General features: G+C 68.9%; 13 protein-coding genes. 6 read left to right on the plus strand and 7 right to left on the minus strand.

Features of this window, described 5'->3' with window-relative positions; translation table 11 throughout:
• The first annotated feature begins 579 nt into the window (after positions 1–579).
• Positions 580–2970 carry a sensor domain-containing protein gene (locus HH212_RS22020; protein ID WP_170204454.1) on the plus strand — a complete coding sequence of 797 codons (2391 nt, stop codon included), beginning with the start codon at positions 580–582 and terminating at the stop codon, positions 2968–2970.
• A gap of 32 nt (positions 2971–3002) precedes the next feature.
• Here the strand turns inward: HH212_RS22020 and HH212_RS22025 are convergent, their stop codons facing one another.
• The 4 genes from HH212_RS22025 to HH212_RS22040 form a co-directional block, all read right to left on the minus strand.
• Positions 3003–5273 (minus strand): TonB-dependent receptor plug domain-containing protein, encoded by a 2271-nt coding sequence (locus HH212_RS22025; RefSeq protein ID WP_170204455.1) that lies wholly within the window; start codon positions 5271–5273, stop codon positions 3003–3005.
• 176 nt (positions 5274–5449) lie between these two features.
• A complete protein-coding gene (locus HH212_RS22030) occupies positions 5450–5863 on the minus strand; it encodes a secondary thiamine-phosphate synthase enzyme YjbQ (RefSeq protein WP_170204456.1) in 414 nt (137 codons plus the stop codon).
• The gene (locus HH212_RS22035; RefSeq protein ID WP_170204457.1) at positions 5860–6666 is read right to left on the minus strand and encodes an SDR family NAD(P)-dependent oxidoreductase; all 807 of its coding nucleotides are present in this window, start codon (positions 6664–6666) and stop codon (positions 5860–5862) included. The genes HH212_RS22030 and HH212_RS22035 overlap by 4 nt, the downstream gene beginning before the upstream one ends.
• A 21-nt stretch (positions 6667–6687) precedes the next feature.
• Complete coding sequence (locus HH212_RS22040; RefSeq protein ID WP_170204458.1) at positions 6688–6990, minus strand: Dabb family protein; 303 nt, start codon at positions 6988–6990, stop codon at positions 6688–6690.
• A 301-nt stretch (positions 6991–7291) separates the two neighbouring features.
• Between HH212_RS22040 and HH212_RS22045 the strand changes: the two genes are divergently transcribed.
• From HH212_RS22045 to HH212_RS22055, 3 genes are all read left to right on the plus strand, one after another.
• Positions 7292–8401 carry a tyrosine-type recombinase/integrase gene (locus tag HH212_RS22045; protein WP_170204459.1) on the plus strand — a complete coding sequence of 370 codons (1110 nt, stop codon included), beginning with the start codon at positions 7292–7294 and terminating at the stop codon, positions 8399–8401.
• Between the two features lie 68 nt (positions 8402–8469).
• On the plus strand, positions 8470–8670 hold the full coding sequence (locus HH212_RS22050) for a hypothetical protein (protein WP_170204460.1): 201 nt from the start codon (positions 8470–8472) through the stop codon (positions 8668–8670).
• A 200-nt stretch (positions 8671–8870) separates the two neighbouring features.
• Complete coding sequence (locus HH212_RS22055; RefSeq protein ID WP_170204461.1) at positions 8871–10568, plus strand: MFS transporter; 1698 nt, start codon at positions 8871–8873, stop codon at positions 10566–10568.
• 34 nt (positions 10569–10602) lie between these two features.
• Here HH212_RS22055 and HH212_RS22060 read toward each other — a convergent pair whose 3' ends face one another.
• From HH212_RS22060 to HH212_RS22070, 3 genes are all read right to left on the minus strand, one after another.
• Positions 10603–11817, minus strand: a complete 1215-nt coding sequence (locus HH212_RS22060; RefSeq protein ID WP_170204462.1) for an MFS transporter — start codon at positions 11815–11817, stop codon at positions 10603–10605.
• Positions 11818–11916: 99 nt separating this feature from the next.
• On the minus strand, positions 11917–14016 hold the full coding sequence (locus tag HH212_RS22065) for a 3-hydroxyacyl-CoA dehydrogenase NAD-binding domain-containing protein (protein ID WP_170204463.1): 2100 nt from the start codon (positions 14014–14016) through the stop codon (positions 11917–11919).
• A gap of 51 nt (positions 14017–14067) precedes the next feature.
• Positions 14068–14565 carry a hypothetical protein gene (locus tag HH212_RS22070; RefSeq protein ID WP_170204464.1) on the minus strand — a complete coding sequence of 166 codons (498 nt, stop codon included), beginning with the start codon at positions 14563–14565 and terminating at the stop codon, positions 14068–14070.
• 157 nt (positions 14566–14722) lie between these two features.
• Between HH212_RS22070 and HH212_RS22075 the strand changes: the two genes are divergently transcribed.
• Together HH212_RS22075 and HH212_RS22080 are read left to right on the plus strand one after the other, a co-directional pair.
• Positions 14723–15394, plus strand: a complete 672-nt coding sequence (locus HH212_RS22075) for an ABC transporter ATP-binding protein (protein ID WP_170204465.1) — start codon at positions 14723–14725, stop codon at positions 15392–15394.
• Entirely contained in the window at positions 15391–17439 is a 2049-nt protein-coding gene (locus HH212_RS22080) for an HlyD family secretion protein (RefSeq protein ID WP_170204466.1), read from the plus strand. Before HH212_RS22075 ends, HH212_RS22080 begins: the two co-directional genes overlap by 4 nt.
• Positions 17440–17451: the final 12 nt, after the last annotated feature.

Here is a 17451-nt window from a genome sequence, read left to right on the forward strand (position 1 = left end):
ATACTGTTGACCTGAAGACCGTCGTTCCATGCACTGCCTGAAACGACTCCCCGCGCAGGCGCACTGCTGTCCAAGACGATCGTTGTCTCTGCCTTAAGCAGTTTTTGTTGCTAGCAGTAACGTAAAAATCATTCCTAGCCAATAACTCGTCGTCCCCGCGAAGGCGGGGATAATGCCACTGGCATTATCCCCTCCATACTGAGCAAGAAAATTTGGTAGCTGGAAGCAGTCAGAATGCTTCAAAAATACCAACTTTTGACACTCAGTATGGGTCCCCGCCTTCGCGGGGACGACGGTTTTTAGGCCAGCAATACTATCTTGGACAGTAGTGCGCGCAGGTGGGGATCCATGCTGAGCATCCACAGTTGCTATTTCTAAAATATACCAGTTGCTTCAATGGTAATGAATTCTGTTGCTCAGTATGGGTCCCCGCCTGCGCGGGGACGACGGGATCAACTTGCGCCATGTTTCCAGCGTGGCGCCCGGAGGTGACAGGGCAGGCTATGATACCGGCATGCCGCCTGCCGCTGCGCCCGGAGCCGGCACGATAGGCACCGGACCGCGGCGCAGGAGGCAGCGATGAACATCTCTCCCTTGCCCTTGGCCGTGTTCGTGGTCGACGCCGACGGCATCGTCACCAGCTGGAACAAGGCGTGCGAAAAGCTGGCCGGCTACGCCGCCGCCGAGATCCGCGGCCGGCCATTGGCGCGCCTGCTCGAATTCGACGAGGCGGACGCCGCGGCGCGCGACGCCGCGTTCACCGCCCATGCCGACTTCGACTGCGCCGCCCACATGGTGTGCGCCAATGGCGGCCTGCTGCCGGTGCGCGTGACGATCGCGCCGCAGGCGCTCGACCCCGACCTGCCGCGCCACTTCAGCGTGATCGTGATCCCGGGCGCGGACATGCCGGCGCCGCGCCATGCGCTGATCCGCGACCTGCCGGTGGCCGACATCATCGACGCCCTGCCCTGCGTGTTCTACGTGATCGACCAGAGCGGCCACCTGCTGCTGTGGAACCGCCAGCTCGAAGAAGCGCTGGAAATGCCCAGCGAAGACTTGCCGAGCACCAAAGTCCAGTACTTCTTCGACGAGGACGAGCGGCCGGTCATCATCCAGAAGATCATGGACGCCTTCGAGCACGGCGCCTCTTCGCACGAGGCGGAACTGGTGGGCCGGCACGGCAAGCGCACCGCCTTCCTGTTCCGCTGCGCGCACACCAGCCTGGGCAGCCTGCCCTGCATCGCCGGCACCGGCCTCGACATTTCCGAGCGCAAGCGCAGCGAGCACGGCATGCGGGTGCGCGAGCGCGCCATGTACGCCAGCGTGAACGCGATCCTGATCACCTGCTGCGAAGGCGTGGACAACCTGATCGAGTACGCCAATCCGGCCTTCGAGCAGATGACCGGCTACACGCTGGCCGAGGTCAAGGGCCGCAATCCGCGCTTCATGCGCGCCGAGGGCTGCGACGTCGACGAATACCGGCGCATCCACGACGCGCTGGCGCGCCGCACCGGGGTGCGCTCGGTGCTGCGCAACGTGCGCAAGAACGGCGAGGTGTTCTGGAACGACCTGCGCATCGACCCGGTGTTCAACGCCGCCGGCGAGGTCACGCATTTCGTCGCGGTGCTGCACGACGTCACCGAAGCCCGGCTCTACGAGCGCCGCCTGCACCACCTGGCGCACCACGATCCCCTCACCGGCCTGGCCAACCGCACGCTGCTGCAGGAACGCCTGGCGGGCGCCATCGAGTCCTCCCTGGCCGGCGGCACGCTGGGAGCAGTGGCCTTCATCGACCTCGACAACTTCAAGTACATCAACGACAGCTTCGGCCACGACGCCGGCGACGCCGTGCTGCGCGAGGTCGGCGCGCGCCTGCTGCGCAATATGCGCGAACAGGACACCGTGGCGCGCGTCGGCGGCGACGAGTTCGTGCTGGTGATCGGCGACCAGCCCGGCGCCGCCGAGGTGGCCGAGCTGGTCGAGCGCATCCGCCGCAGCGCGTGCGCGCCGGTGCTGGCGGGCAGCCAGGAAATCGTGCCGGGCCTGAGCATCGGCGTCAGCCTGTTTCCGCTCGACGGCGCCGATGCCGACCGCGTCATGCGCGCCGCCGACGCCGCCATGTACCACGCCAAGGCGCTGGGCAAGAACAATTGCCAGTTCTATTCGACGGAACTGAACCAGGCGATGCACCAGCACCTGCTGCTGGAAGCCAGCCTGGGACGCGCGCTCGGCAACCGCGAGATGCAGCTCGGTTACCAGCCGAAGGTCGACCTGCGCAGCGGCAAGGTGGTGGGCGCCGAGGCGCTGCTGCGCTGGCACCATCCCGAGCACGGGCTGATGGGACCGGACCGCTTCATCCCGGTGGCCGAGGAAAGCGGCCTGATCGTTCCGCTGGGCGAGTGGGTGATCGAGGAAGCCTGCCGCGCGCTCCGGTCGCTGGCGGCGCTGGGCGCGCGCGAGTTCGTGATCTCGGTGAACCTGTCGGCGCGCCAGCTGCGCCAGCGCCATTTTGCGCAGCGCCTGACCGAGACCCTGGCGCGCCACGAAGTCGATCCGCGCACCCTCGAACTGGAAGTGACCGAAAGCCAGCTGATGGACCAGCCGCTGGAGGCGGCGGCGGTGCTGACGCAATTGAAGGCGCTCGGGGTGCGCATCTCGATCGACGACTTCGGCACCGGCTATTCGAGCCTGAGCCACCTGCAGAAATTCCCGGTGGACGTGATCAAGATCGACCGCTCCTTCCTGGGCGGCGCCGGCGCCGACAGCCAGGACGTGATCACCCGCGCCATCATCGCCCTCGGCCACAGCCTGAAACTGAAGGTGATCGCCGAAGGCGTCGAGACGCGCGAGCAGCTCGCCTTCCTGCGCGACCACGACTGCGACCAGATCCAGGGCTACTATTTCAGTCCGGCGCTGGCCGAGGACGGGCTGCAGCGCATGGTGTGCGACGACACGCGCCTGCCGGACTGACTGTCCGGGGACGCCGCCTCACGGCGTCAGCCTCACAGCTTCATTTCGAGGTTGACGCCGGCCCGGCGCACGCCCGGCTGGAAGCTGCGTTCGCGCGACGTACCGGCGGCGTCCCGGTACAGGCGGTCCTGGCGGGTATCCTGCTGCAGGATGTTCGACAGCGACAGCCGCAGCTGGTAGCGCGGATTGAATTTCCACAGCGCGTAGGCATCGAGGTTACGCTGGATAAACTGGCGCTGCGACTGGAATTCCGAGACTCGCACCCAGGCGCCCTTCTGGTACGAGAAGCTGGAACCCAGGCTCAGGTCGCCCTTGCGGTAGTCGATGCCGACGGTGCCGGACAGCGGCGTCTGCGCATCCAGCCGGTTGCCGGGCCCGGGCACGGAGGACACCTGCGACCAGTTGCGCGCCAGGCTGGCGCGCAGGTCGAAGGCGGCCAGCGCATCGCCCAGCAGCTTGCCCGGCGTCTTGAATTCCGTCTCCAGCGAGCGCACCAGCGCATCGCCGTCGTTCAGCGGGCGCACCACCCAGCGGCCGTCGGGATCGAGATCCAGGCGGCTGCGGATGGTGTCGGTGATGGCGCGCCGCGACACGCTCACCGACACCATCGCGCCCTGCGCCAGGTAGTGTTCGTAGGCCACGTCGATGCCCTTGGCCAGTTCCGGGCGCAGGTCCGGGTTGCCGCCGGCATCGGCGTTGAAGCGCGTGTTCACCGCGGCGTAGTAGCGGCGCGCGGTCAGCTGGTCGATGGTCGGCGCCTTGTAGGTGCGGGTCAGGGCCAAGCGCAGCTGGCGTCCGCTGGCGCCGGGGAATTTGTAGAGGGCCTGCAGCACCGGGCCGAGCACGTGGTTGCGCGCGTGGACGTCGGCCGCGCTGTCGGCTGCGCTTCCGGCCACGCTGCCGGCCGATACCGTGTCGCCGCTGCTGTCCGCACTGCTGTCGGTATGTACACCTTCCCAGCGTGCGCCCAGGTACAGCGACAGCTGCTTATCGATGCTCCATTCGTCCTGCGCATAGGCGGCGAAGCGGGTCACGCGCGGCGCGAAGCGGTCGACGGCGCGGGTCGGCGCCGCCGCGCCCAACTGCTCGTCGCGCACGCGCACCTCGTCGTTCTCCTGCACGCTGGTATCGATCCCCGCCGCCAGCGCATGGCCGTCGAACAGCGAGCGCGTGTACTTGGCGCGCAGCGATTCGCGCCGCGCATGCACGGTGCTGTCCCAGTCGCGCAGCAGGCGCAGCGCGCGCCCGGCAGTGTAGTACGTGTCGTCGTCGCCGTTGGTGTTGCGGGTGCGCTCGTGCGACAGCGTCAGGTCCAGCTTGCCGCCGGCCAGCTTGGCGATCCAGTTGACCTCGCCGCGCAGCATGCGCTGGGTGGCCGGCGAGCCGGAAAAGTTCTCGACATAATCCGGCGTCGCGAAGGTGCCGACCAGGTTGTCGGTGCGCGACACGTTGTCCCAGTTGGAGCGGGTGGCGTAGCCGCCGGCGGACAGGTTCAGTTCGTCGCCGTTCTCGAACTTCCACGCCACGCGCGGGAACAGGGCGATGCCGCGGTAGCTGCCGCCGCCGTCGAAGGCCTGGTTGCGTTCCTGGGACACCTGGCCCGAGGGCAGCGTGAAGCGGTCGGTGCTCGTGGAGGCGACGGCGTTCTTGCCGCCATACAGCGAGCCGTTGAGGAAGTACGAGAAACTGCCGACCTTCTCGGCCCAGGTGCCGTTGACGTTGCCGTTGTTTTGTTGCGACGAATGCATCAGGCCCAGGCGCAGGTCGTGCTGGGGCTTGCTGACCAGCTTACGCAGCACGATGTTGATGGTGCCGGCGATCGACTGCATCGAGAACTCGGCGCTGGCGGCGCGCACCACCTCGATGCGCTCGATCTGGTCCGGCGTCAGCGTATCCAGCGAAAAGCCGGGCGGCGGGCGGTCGCCGTTGACCAGGATCTGGGTATAGCCGGCGCCCAGGCCGCGCATGCGGATGGTCTTGCCGGTGACGGTGACGCCGGGCGCGCGTTTCAGTACGTCGAAGATATTGTCGTCGCCGTACTTGCGGATCTCCTCGGCGTTGATCACGGTCTTGCTGGCGGTGTCGTCGCGGCGCGGGTCGTAGCTGCTGGCGGCGCCCTTCACCTCGACGGTCTGAATGGCGGGCTGGTCCTTGCTGGCGGCGGCGGGCTTGGCTGCGGCCGTGCTGGCGGGCGTAGCCGAAGTGGACTGCGTGGTGCCGGTGGAGGCGGCGGTCTGCGCCATGCCGGCGGCGGGCAGCAGCAGTGCGATGGCGAGGGAAGAACGGACTGGGTACGGAGACATCGACGACGATCGGGTGGGTGGATGCACGGTGGCGCAAGGGAACGCGGCAGGCCGCCACGATAGCAGTTGCGCCCTGCCGGAAGGTCACCAATTGTCACTTTCGTGCGTGGCAGCCGGCTTTTTTTTACATGCATGCCCGCACGGCGCCGGCCGCTGCCTGGTCCTGCGCTTGCGGCCTAGCCCAGCACCGTCACCACCACCGTGCGCCGGTGCGGCGCGCTGCGGTGCTCCCACAGGTAGATGCCCTGCCAGGTGCCGAGCAGCAGGCGGCCGTCGCCCACCGGCACCGTGACGGCGGTATCGGTCAGCATCGTGCGCCCGTGCGCCGACATGTCGTCCGGCCCTTCGCTGTCGTGGAGGTAGGCCGGGTCGCCGTCCGGCGCCAGGCGCGCCACGATGGTTTCCAGGTCGCGCCGCACGTCGGGGTCGGCATTCTCGGTGATCGTCAGCGAACAGCTGGTGTGCTGCACGAACACGTGCGCCAGGCCGCAGCGCACGCCGCTGTCCGCCACCACCCGGGCGACATCGGGCGTGATGTCGCGCGTGCCACGCCCGCGCGTATGGAACGCGAGGATGGCCTGGCGGGTCATGGCGCCGCTCCCGCGCCGCCGGCGGCATCCGCGCCGGGATCGAACGGCGCGCGTCCATCGGCGATGGCGCGCAGGCGCCCTTCCAGCGCATCCAGCGCTTGCGGCTGCGGCGGCACGTAGAAGGCGCCGCTGCGCACCGCGTCGAAGGCCAGGCCGGCCAGCGCGGCTGCCGGCGGCCGCTGCGCGTCGGCGCCGCCGGTGGACGCCGGCGGCAGGCACAGCACCGACACGCCGATCGGCGCAGCAGCCCGGCGCAGGTCGTGGTGCAGGGTTTCCGCCAGCGCCAGCAGCGCATGGCCGCAGACGTTGCCGATGGCGCGCGCCGGCGCATTGGCCAGCCCGTCCACCGAGGCGGTGTTGACGATATGGCCGCGGTAGCCGGCGTCGCGCCTGGCGCACTCGATCATCAGCGGCGTGAAGATGCGCACCGCGTGGATGGCGCCCCACAGGCCGGCGTCCAGCGCGCTTTTCCAGACGGCCTCGCTGGCATCCCAGGCGGCGCCGGCGGCCGCCGCATGCGCACCGGTGCTGCCATCGTTGAACAGCAGATGCACGCCATGGAAGCGGATCATGGCGGCGTCGGCCAATTCCTCGACGTGCGCGCAGACGCCGACGTCGCACACCATCGCCAGCACCTCGGCGCCGCTCGCCAGCAGCGTATCGGTGAGCCGTTCGAGCGCGGCGGCATCCTGGTCGGCCAGCACCAGCTTCATCCCGAGCGCCGCCGCCTGCCGGGCGAACTCGCAGCCGAGCGCGCCGGCGGCGCCGGTGACGATCGCGACGCGGCCGGCAAAGTCGTTCATGGGCATTTCCTCACACCTCGCTCACACCTCGTAGTCCATGCACTGGCGCCCCTCGCGCACGGCGCCGACGAACGGCAGCAGCGCCTGGTGCGTCGGATGCTGGATGTACGCGTCCAGCGCCGCCTTGTCCGTGAATTCCGAGTACAGCACCATGTCGTAGGTGGTTTCGAAGCCAGGCTGGGCGATCACGACCTCGAATTTCAGGATGCCGGGCACGATGGCGGCGCACTCGTCGAGTCGGCGCTTCATTTCGATGGCGTTGGTGGCGCGGTCGGCGCCTTCGGCCTGGTCCTTCAGTTTCCACATGACGATGTGCTTCAGCATGGTTTTCCTTGTTCGGTTCGGTGGTTGAACGGCGCAGCGGACGATCGGGGCAAAGGTGATCGGTGTGCCGATCCGCTGCACGCGAACCAGCAGCATAACGCCTGGCCGTCCGGATGGCGAGCCGGGTCGTGCGTGGCGGCCCAGCGGCTGCCTGCTTGGGTTTCGGTGTCGAGAAAGCGCTAATCGGTTAGTTGCATATCGGAGGAAAAATGCGGGTTGTAGGCGCAAAACGCAAATCGTCCTTGCTGTATTTGTCGGTTAGTTGCTAAATAGCGTTTCACTCAATCGAACACATATCGCCATGGATTCCCCCACCGACACCCTGGCCTGGGATGCCTGGGACCGCGCCCCCAACGTCGCCTTCGCCGCCTTCGTCGTCACGCCCGAATTCGTGAAGACCTCGAGCCGCCAGCGCGACGTGATCCCGCTGCCGATCTCCGAGGAATCGGCCGCCGTCTACAAATTCATGTTCGGCAAATTCGCCGCGTGGATGGTGACCGAACGCCTCAAGCTGTCGACCGTCGACGCCGCCGCCCTTCAGCGCTTCATCCACCAGACCACCAACGGCAAGCGCGACCTGAACAGCAAGATCGCCTACCGCTACCTGCGCCTGCTGGAACGCTGCTACGAATTCCTGCAGCGCTCCCCCAACCCGGCGCGCGACGCCATCGCCGCCACCGACCGCGCCCATCTGGCCAAGGACGAGCCGATGACCGCGCTCACCGCCGACGAGCTGCAGCGCTTCCTGGCCAGCCTGCCGGCCGCGCGCGCCAAGGACCAGAAGGCCGGCGCGGGCTGGAAGCGGCGGCGCGACCGCGCCATGCAGGTCGTGATGGCGCTGGCCGGCCTCAAGGTGGCCGAGACCATCGGCCTGCTGGTCGACGAGGTCGGCCGCCAGCCCAACATCGACGGCAGTCTCGACATCGAGATCACGCCGGAATACAAGCACCGCACCAGCTACGAGCACACCGCCGTGCTGCCGCGCGAGGGCGTGCTGGAACTGGACGCCTGGATGAAGGAGCGCGCCGAACTGGGGATTCCGGGCGACCTGGCGTTCCCGGCCAGCATCGAGGGCGAGCCGTTGCACAAGGCCACCGTCTACCGCCAGGTCAAAGCCAGCTTCGAGCGCGCCGGGATCGCGGTATCACGCGCCGGCGGGCGCACGCTGCGCAATACCTTCGCGTCCCAGCAGTGGCGGCAGGGAACGCCGCAGGACGAGCTGACCACGATGCTGGGGCTGGCGCTGGAGCGCTCGGCAGAGGCTTACAAGTATGCGCGGACCAATCCGGACGGTACCGTCGATGCAGAGGATATCCCGCCCGCCGGCGCCGTGGAGACAGATGCACCAGCCGGCTCCGCCCCAGACGCTGATGCTGGAGAGGATGACGATACTGGCAGTGCGCAGCGATGAAGTCATCGCGCCGTTTCGGCGGTCCAAGCATCGGCAAGCTATTCGGCTTGCAGCCTGGAAGGCAAACGATGAGCAGACACGTCAAGAAACTCCTGGTGCATTACCTCGGTTTGTTTTCGGCGGCGAGCGCAGCCGGGTTCCTGTGCAACCACTACATGGGCGAACCACATGCAAGCGCCCTGTTGGTGGTCGGCCTTGCTTTCGTCAACTCGACCATGGGCATCCTGCAAATCGCCTGCCATGACCGGCTTTCGGGACGCTGGAAATAACGCTCCCGACGCGATTGCGGGTGTGATTGCGACCCGCTCGCGTGCAATCGTTTTCCGTTGACGATGCATTGTAAGCCCCGTGTAAGTCTCGCGACAGCCTCGCGTAAGCTTCGCGGCGCAGAGTGCCTTCCATAGCTGGAGACCATCGGCCGCAGAGCCCGCAGCCCGGCCGGTGTACGACAACATCAACGGAGACCATCATGGCCATCATCCCCGGCATGGCCGCTGGCGGCAAGGCAGCGCCTTCCAGCGGCATCACCAAGGAGGAACGCAAGGTCATCTTCGCGTCCTCGCTCGGCACCGTGTTCGAGTGGTACGATTTCTACCTGTACGGCTCGCTCGCCGCCATCATCGGCAAGCAGTTCTTCCTGGGCGACCCGACCACGTCCTTCATCTTCGCCCTGCTCACCTTCGCCGCCGGCTTCCTGGTGCGGCCGTTCGGCGCGCTGGTGTTCGGCCGCCTGGGCGACATGATCGGGCGCAAATACACCTTCCTGGTGACGATCCTGATCATGGGCGGCTCCACCTTCATCGTCGGCCTGCTGCCGGGCTACGCCGCGATCGGCATCGCCGCGCCGATCATCCTGGTGCTGCTGCGCATCCTGCAGGGCCTGGCGCTGGGCGGCGAGTACGGCGGCGCCGCCACCTACGTGGCCGAGCACGCGCCGCAGGGCCGGCGCGGCGCCTTCACGGCGTGGATCCAGACGACCGCCACGCTCGGCCTGTTCCTGTCGCTGCTGGTGATCCTGGGCGTGCGCAGTTCGATGGACCCGGCCGACTTCGACACCTGGGGCTGGCGCATCCCCTTCCTGGTATCGGTGCTGTTGCTCGGCATCTCGGTGTGGATCCGCATGTCGATGAGCGAGTCGCCGGCCTTCGCCAGAATGAAAGCCGAAGGCAAGACCTCCAAGGCGCCGCTGAGCGAAGCCTTCCTGACCTGGAAGAACGGCCGCATCGCCCTGCTGGCGCTGGTCGGGCTGGTGATGGGCCAGGCCGTGGTCTGGTACACCGGCCAGTTCTACGCGCTGTTCTTCCTGACCCAGACGCTGAAGATCGAGGCGGCCAGCGCCAACATCATGCTGGCCGTGGCGCTGGCCATCGGCACGCCCTTCTTCATCCTGTTCGGCACGCTGTCCGACCGGTTGGGGCGCAAGTGGATCATCCTGGGCGGCTGCCTGGTCGCGGCGCTGACCTATTTCCCGATCTTCAAGGCGATCACCCACTACGGCAACCCGGCGCTGGAGAGCGCGCTGAACAGCGCGCCGGTGGTGGTGGTGGCCGACCCGGCTTCCTGCCACTTCCAGTTCAATCCCACCGGCACCATCAAGTTCCCGTCTTCCTGCGACATCGCCACCGGCCAGCTGACCGCCGCCTCGGTCAGCTACACCCACCAGGACGCGCCGGCCGGCACCGTCGCCAGCGTCAAGGTCGGCGAGCGCGTCTACCCGTCGTTCAACGCGACCCTGACCGCGGACGGCCTGAACTTCGACGCCGCCAGCAAGGCGAAGGAGGCCGCGCTGAAGAAAGACCTGGGCGCCGCCATCAAGGCCGCCGGCTATCCGGCCAAGGCCGACCCGGACCAGATCAACAAGCCGATGCTGGTGCTGATGCTGTTCGTGCTGGTGCTGTACGTGACCATGGTGTACGGCCCGATCGCGGCGATGCTGGTCGAGATGTTCCCGACCCGCATCCGCTACACCTCGATGTCGCTGCCCTACCATATCGGCAACGGCTGGTTCGGCGGCCTGCTGCCGACCATCTCGTTCGCGCTGGTGGCGTCCAACGGCGACATCTATTACGGGCTGTGGTACCCGATCGTCATCGCGCTGGCGACGGTCGTCATCGGGGCGCTGTTCGTGCGCGAGACCAAGGACAACAATATCTACGCGGCGGATTGACGGGTCTGTCTGATTGACAGGTGGGGAGGCCGCGCTACTCGGCCTGCGGCGCCGCGGCCGGCAGTGATTCCCTGCTCCACGCGCGCATGCGCGTGGCCGCCCACGCCGTCAGCAGCGCGCCGAGCACCAGCACCAGGCGCGTGTCGAACAGGGTCAGCACGGCGCCGGCCGCCGCCATCAGGATGTTGGCCAGGCAAAAGGTGGTGGACAGCAGCCCCATCACCGCGCCCTGGCCATGGCCGGCGCCGAAGCGGTCCGCCGCCCAGGCCTGCACCACCGCGTTGTAGAACGCGTGCGGCAGCCCGAAGGCCATGATGCCGGCGATGCCGATCCACAAATGCCCGGCGCCGAGCGAGGCGATCGCCAGCGCCACGCCGCCGGCCAGGCAAGCGGCGCGCCCGAGCGGCTCGGCGCTGCTCTGGCGCCCGGCGAACAGCGCCGAAAAGCTCATCAGGGCGCACATGGCGACGTTCACCAGCGCGATCGAGCGGGCGCCGTAGTGGCCGACCTCCACCAGCCACAGCGGATAGAACTCGTAGAACGCGGTGACGCCGCAGGTGTAGGCCAGCTGCACGCCGAACAGCGTGCGCAGGCCCGGATGGCGCAGCAGGTTGAAGGCGTGGCGTTCGCGCGCCACGCGCCACCAGGACGGTCCGGCCGCCTGCGGCCGGCGCTCCAGCGCCAGCAGTACCAGCAGCGCGCCCAGCGCCAGCGCCGCGGCGGCGATATAGAACGGCACCGTGACGCCGAAACCGACCGTGAACCCCGCCAGCAGCGGCCCGAACAGCCAGCCCAGCGTCAGCGCGCCGTTCAGCCACGACAGCGCGTGGTTGCGGATCGGTCCCTGCAGGCGCTCGGCCAGCATGGCACGCACGATCGCGCTCTGCCCTTCGAGCAGGCCGGTGCCGAAGCGCGCCAGCAGGAACAGCGGATAGGAACCACGCGCCAGCGCCCATGCCGTCAGCGTGTGGCCGATGGCGGCGCCCGCGGTGGTGCCCAGCAACAGCGGGCGGCGGCCGAAGCGGTCGGACAACGAACCCAGCACCGAAGTGCCGATCAGCAGGCCGACCGGATTGACCATCAGCGCCAGCGCGAACAGCAGCTTGGGCGGCAAGCCGAGGAAGTTGGTGAAGCCGTCCGCCGCGCCGTGCACGAACAGCGGCGGCAGGATCGGGTACGGCAGCGAGGCGCCGGTGGTGGACAGCAGCGCCAGCAGGCACGCGGTGGCGATCAGGAGGGCATTCTTCAAATTCGGTTCCGCGGGGCGGCTCTGTTGACCAAGGTATCACGGAGCCTAGCATGCGGGTGACCTTGTGCGCATCCGGGGAATGCCGCCCCTGACGGCGCGTCAGCCGTTGAAGTTTTTACCTTCCGCCACCAACCGCACCAGCAGCGGCGCCGGCCGCCACGCATCGCCCTGGTATCCCTGGGCGAAACGCTCGGCCGCCGCCAGCACCGCCGGCAAGCCGACCGTGTCCGCGTAAAACATCGGGCCGCCCCGCTGCAGCGGAAAGCCATAGCCGGACAAATACACCATGTCGATGTCGGACGCGCGCTGGGCGATGCCCTCCTCCAGGATGCGCGCGCCCTCGTTCACCAGCGCATAGACCAGGCGCTCGACGATCTCTTCGTCCGCGATGGCGCGCCGTTCGATGCCGAGTTCGGCCGAATGGCGCACGATCATCTGTTCCACCGCCGCCGACGGCTGCGCGGTACGCTCGCCCGGCCGGTAGTCGTACCAGCCGGCGCCGCTCTTCTGGCCGAAGCGGCCTCCCTCGCACAGCAGGTCGGCCGTGCGCGAGTAGCGCACGTCCGGCATCTCTTGGCGGCGGCGCTTGCGGATCGCCCAGCCGATGTCGTTGCCGGCCAGGTCGCTCATGCGGAATGGCCCCATGGCGAAGCCGAAGCGCTCGATGGCGGCGTCGACCTGCTGCGGCAGCGCGCCCTCGTCGAGCAGGAAGCCGGCCTGGCGCAGGTACTGTTCCACCATGCGGTTGCCGATGAAGCCATCGCACACGCCGGCCACCACGCCGGTCTTGCCGAGCCGCTTGGCCAGCGCCAGCGCGGTGGCCAGCACGTCCTTGCCGGTGTGCTGGCCACGCACGATCTCGAGCAGCTTCATCACGTTGGCCGGGCTGAAGAAATGCAGGCCGATCACGTCCTGCGGGCGCCGGGTAAAGGCGGCGATGCGGTCCAGGTCCAGGGTCGAGGTGTTCGACGCCAGGATCGCGCCCGGCTTCATGACGGCGTCCAGGCGGCGGAACACGGTTTCCTTGACGCCGAGGTCTTCGAACACGGCCTCGATCGCGAGGTCGCAGGCGGCGATGTCCTCGTACGCCAGCGTCGGCATCACCAGCGCCAGGCGCTGCTGCACTTGCTCGGCGCTGAGTCTGCCCTTGGCGGCGGCCGTTTCGAGCTGCTTGCGGATGCCGGCCACGCCCTTGTCCAGCGCGTCCTGGCGGGTTTCCAGCAGGGTCACCGGGATGCCGGCGTTGACCAGGGCAAGCGCGATCCCGCCGCCCATGGTGCCGGCGCCGACCACGGCGGCGCGTTCGACTGGCCGCGCCGGCGTATCGGCAGGCACGTCGGGCACCTTGGCGGCGGCGCGCTCGGCGAAAAAGGCGTGGCGCAGCGCCTTCGATTCGACCGTGCGGGTCAGCGCCAGAAAGCGCTCGCGCTCGAACGCCAGGCCTTCCTCGAACGGCATGGTGGCGGAGGCCGCCACCGCCTCCAGGCAGGCCAGCGGCGCCGGGAACGGCCCGGCGGCGGCCGTCACCCTGGCGCGCGCCGCCACCAGGAACGCCGGCAGGTCGGCCTGTTCGACCAGGCGATCGCGCACCCGCGGCAGCGGGCGCACGGCGGCGATGCGGCGCGCGAACGCGACGGCGCCCTCGGCCAGGTCGCTGCCGGGCGCCAGCAGCTCATCAAACAACCCCGCGGACAACGGCGTATCCGCCAGCTGCTCGGACATGGCCGGCTTGCCGGACACGATCATCTCCAGCGCCGGCGCCAGGCCCAGCACGCGCGGCAGGCGCTGGGTACCGCCGGCGCCCGGCAGCAGGCCGAGTTTCACCTCCGGCAGCGCGATGCGCGCGCCCGGCAGCGCTACCCGGTAGTGCGCGCCCAGCGCCAGTTCCAGCCCGCCGCCCATGCACACGGCGTGGATCGCCGCCACCACCGGCTTCGGCGACGCCTCCACCGTGCGGATCAGGGTGTGCAGGGTCGGCTCGGTGAGCGCCTTGGGCGAATTGAATTCGCGGATGTCCGCTCCGCCCGAGAATGCCTTGCCGGCGCCCATCAGGACGATGGCCTCGACCGCGTCGTCCGCGGCGGCGCGCTGCAGCGCATCGACGGCGGCGGCGCGCGTGGCCAGGCCGAGGCCGTTGACCGGCGGGTTGTTCAAGGTGATGACGGCGACGTTGCCGCGCACTGCGTAATCGGCGCTCATGGGTCTCCCTGTTCTTGGTGTTGTGGCAATCCGTTCACTATACGCCTGCGCCTATCCGTCCACCCACCCGGCATCGAAGCGGAACTGCTGCGAGCACGCCGCGCCGCCGCACAATGCGCTCTTGTAGCGCTCCTTCAGCAGGATCATCGACATGTAGGTGGCCAGCTGCTTGCCGGGCGCCTTGAGCACCGTCGCCCTGGTCGCCGTCCCGGTGGCATCGACGTCGACCACGATGCTGACCACGCCATGCTCGTCATAGCGGTCGCCCGCCTTGATCAGCGCTTGCCAGATATGCCGGGTACCTTGCGCCGGATAGGGCGGCTCGTCGCCGGGTCCCATCGATTCGTATTGCGCCTTCAGGCTGGCTTGCTGCGCCGGCGTCAGCGCGGCGTAGGGTTTGTCGAACGGCATGGTCGAGGTGGCGCCGGTACTGCGCAGCAGGGTGCCGGCGGACGGCGTGTCGCGTTTCAGCCGGTACGTCGGTTGTTCCTGGGCGCCGGCGGCGGCGCAGGCCAGGCAGGCCGCCAGGGCGGCAATGGTCAGGCGCATCGGTACTCCCTCTCGAAACGCCCACTGTAGCAGCTCCCGGGTCCGCAAAACTCACCAACATTCACGCGTCCGGCATAAACTGCCCCCTGCGCGAAAAAATACCGGCTGTCGCTTTTAATAATTGACAAACAGCCATGCTCTCAGGATACTTTTGCGCATGATCGAACTCCATCAAGTCCGCAAGACCTACCGCCAGGGCGGCAGCGACATCCATGCGCTGAACGGCATCGACCTGCACGTGGCGCCGGGCCAGTTCGTCGCCGTGATGGGACCGTCCGGCTCGGGCAAGTCGACGCTGCTGAACGTGCTGGGCGGCCTGGACCGTCCGGACAGCGGCCGCTACCGCCTGGCGCAGGACGAGATCAGCGCGCTCGACGACGACGCCGCATCCGACGTGCGCAACCGCCGCATCGGCTTCGTGTTCCAATCCTTCCACCTGCTGCCGCGCCTGACGGTGCTGGAAAACGTGCTGCTGCCGCAGCGCTATGCGCGCCAGCCGGATGCGCAGGCCGGCGCGCGCGCCCGCGCGCTGCTCGAGCGCATCGGCCTGGGCCGGCGCATCGACCATCTGCCGGGCCAGCTCTCCGGCGGGCAGCTCCAGCGCGCCGCCATCGCGCGCGCGCTGCTGAACCAGCCGGCCCTGCTGCTGGCCGACGAGCCCACCGGCAACCTCGATTCCGCCAGCGCCGCCGACGTCATGGCCCTGCTGGGCGAGCTGCACGCCGGCGGCCAGACCATGGTGCTGATCACGCACGATCCGGCGATCGCCGCGCGCGCGCAGCGCACCATCCACCTGCACGACGGCCGCATCGCGGCCGACCGCGCATGAGGCTGCGCCGCCTGGTCGTGCCGGGTGCGGCGCTGGCGCTGGCGGGCGCCGCCGCCCTCGCCTATGCCTGGAACGCGGCCGGCACGCCGGCAGCGAACGTCGCCAGCGTCCCGGCCGCCGGGTCGCCGGCCGCCGGGTCGCCGGCCGCCGGATCGCCGGCCGCCGGATCGCCGGCCGCCGGATCGCCGGCCGCCGGAACGCCGGCCGCCACACCCGATGCGCGCCCGGTCCTGATTACCGGCGAAGTCGACGCGCTGGATTCGCAGACCGTGTTCGTGCCGCCGTCGAACAATTCGCCGGTGGTGCTGCGCAACTTCCTCGCCGAAGGCAGCCACGCCAGGGCCGGCGACCTGGTGCTGCGTATCGAAGTCGGTGGCGCCGCCGACCCCGACCGTCTCAAGGCGGAGCTGGAGCGCACCCGCGCCAACGCCGCCAGCGAGACCGCCAAGCTGGAAGTGGCGGCGGTCGAGGCCGACAAGGCGCTGGTCAGCGCCAGGGCCGCGCTGGACAAGGCCAAGGTCGAGGCGGCCCTGCCCAAGGAACAGATCGGCCTGTTGAATTACGATCGCTACCAGGCCGAGCTGGACCGCGCCACCCGCGATTTCGCCATCAAGCAGGATGGCTTGCAGAATGCCGGCCGGGCCGTCGAGCGGCGCCGCCAGGACGGCGAACTCGAGGTCAAGAAACTGCAGATCAACCAGGCCTTCCAGGTCGCCCAGCTGGCGCAGGCGGAAGTGCGTGCCGCGCACGACGGCGTGGTGGTGCATGGCTACAGTCCCTTCAACGGCGAACGGGTCGACGAAGGCAGCTCCGTCTGGCCGGGCAATGTCGCCGGCGCCGTGGTCGGCAACGGCCGCATGGGCGTGACCGCCTGGGTGCTGGAAGCGGACCGTCCCTACCTGCGCGATGCCCAGGCGGTCGGCGTGCGCTTCGACGCCTTGCCGGGCACGGTGCTGGAAGGCCGGGTCGCCAGCATCACCAGCGCGCCGGAAGCGCGTCCGCGCTGGGGGCTGGGCCGCTACTTCCGGGTCCGGATCGCCCTGCCGGAACGCCACGGCTTGCCGCTGGTGGCGGGCATGAGCGCGCTGATCGTGCCGGGAGCGCCGGGAGCGCCGGACGCGGCGGCGCACACCGGGCGGCCGGCCACGGCTGCGGCCGCCGGCGCGCTGGTCGTCGAGGGCGAGATCGCCTCGCGCCGGACCATGCCGGTGGCGCCGCCGACGATTCCCAACGTCTGGCAATACAAGCTGGCCACGCTCGCGCCCGAAGGCATGATGGTGGAACAGGGGCAGCCGATCGCCGTGTTCGAAGCCGAGGAAGTGCGCAACCAGCTGGTCACCCAGCAAGGCGCGCTCAAGGAACGCGAGCGGGCGCTGGAAAAGCTGCTGCTGGAGCAGGCGGAAGCGGACCGCAGCGGCGTGCTGGCGCAGGCCGAGGCGCTCAGCAATGCCGACAAGGCCGAGCGCAAGGCCAGCCAGCCGAAGGAACTGGTGCGCCGCGTCGACTACGACAAGCTGGTGATCGAACGCACCGAGAAAACGCAGCTGGCCAGGCTGGCGCAGCGCCAGGCCGAGGCGCAGCGGCGCACGCGCCAGGCCGAGCGCGCCGCCCTGCAGGCCGACGTCACGCAGCTGCGCCACCAGATCGCCGGCCTGCTCAAGGGCCAGGCCGGGCTGACGGTAAAGGCGCCGCGGCGCGGCCTGGTGCTGTACCGGAACGACTTCAACGGCAGCAAATTCGCCACCGGCAGCCAGGTATGGATGGGCATGTCGGTCGCGACCCTGGCCGACACCGACCAGTTGTGCGTCGACGCCAAGGTGCCGGAAGCGCAGGCCGCCGGGCTCAGGCCGGGCCAGGCGGCGCGCGTGACGGTGCCCGGGACGCGCCAGTCGCTGCCGGCGCGGGTCAGCACCCTGGGCAATGCCTTCCACGGCAAATCGGCGGCGCAATCGACCGTGGTGCGCGACATCCGGCTCGAATTCGACACGCCGCCGAAAGACCTGAAACCCGGCGCCGCCGTCCAGGTAGAACTGGTGCGCGCCTGATCCGACCATGAA

Source organism: Massilia forsythiae (assembly GCF_012849555.1).
In the GTDB taxonomy this organism is placed as follows: Bacteria; Pseudomonadota; Gammaproteobacteria; order Burkholderiales; family Burkholderiaceae_D; genus Telluria; species Telluria forsythiae.

What these genes read in the sequence shown, in the direction of transcription:
- HH212_RS22020 (WP_170204454.1), top strand. Translation starts at nt 580, where the DNA reads ATGAACATCTCTCCCTTGCCCTTGGCCGTGTTCGTGGTCGACGCCGAC.
- HH212_RS22025 (WP_170204455.1), bottom strand. Translation starts at nt 5,273, where the DNA reads ATGTCTCCGTACCCAGTCCGTTCTTCCCTCGCCATCGCACTGCTGCTG.
- HH212_RS22030 (WP_170204456.1), bottom strand. Translation starts at nt 5,863, where the DNA reads ATGACCCGCCAGGCCATCCTCGCGTTCCATACGCGCGGGCGTGGCACG.
- HH212_RS22035 (WP_170204457.1), bottom strand. Translation starts at nt 6,666, where the DNA reads ATGAACGACTTTGCCGGCCGCGTCGCGATCGTCACCGGCGCCGCCGGC.
- HH212_RS22040 (WP_170204458.1), bottom strand. Translation starts at nt 6,990, where the DNA reads ATGCTGAAGCACATCGTCATGTGGAAACTGAAGGACCAGGCCGAAGGC.
- HH212_RS22045 (WP_170204459.1), top strand. Translation starts at nt 7,292, where the DNA reads ATGGATTCCCCCACCGACACCCTGGCCTGGGATGCCTGGGACCGCGCC.
- HH212_RS22050 (WP_170204460.1), top strand. Translation starts at nt 8,470, where the DNA reads ATGAGCAGACACGTCAAGAAACTCCTGGTGCATTACCTCGGTTTGTTT.
- HH212_RS22055 (WP_170204461.1), top strand. Translation starts at nt 8,871, where the DNA reads ATGGCCATCATCCCCGGCATGGCCGCTGGCGGCAAGGCAGCGCCTTCC.
- HH212_RS22065 (WP_170204463.1), bottom strand. Translation starts at nt 14,016, where the DNA reads ATGAGCGCCGATTACGCAGTGCGCGGCAACGTCGCCGTCATCACCTTG.
- HH212_RS22070 (WP_170204464.1), bottom strand. Translation starts at nt 14,565, where the DNA reads ATGCGCCTGACCATTGCCGCCCTGGCGGCCTGCCTGGCCTGCGCCGCC.
- HH212_RS22075 (WP_170204465.1), top strand. Translation starts at nt 14,723, where the DNA reads ATGATCGAACTCCATCAAGTCCGCAAGACCTACCGCCAGGGCGGCAGC.
- HH212_RS22080 (WP_170204466.1), top strand. Translation starts at nt 15,391, where the DNA reads ATGAGGCTGCGCCGCCTGGTCGTGCCGGGTGCGGCGCTGGCGCTGGCG.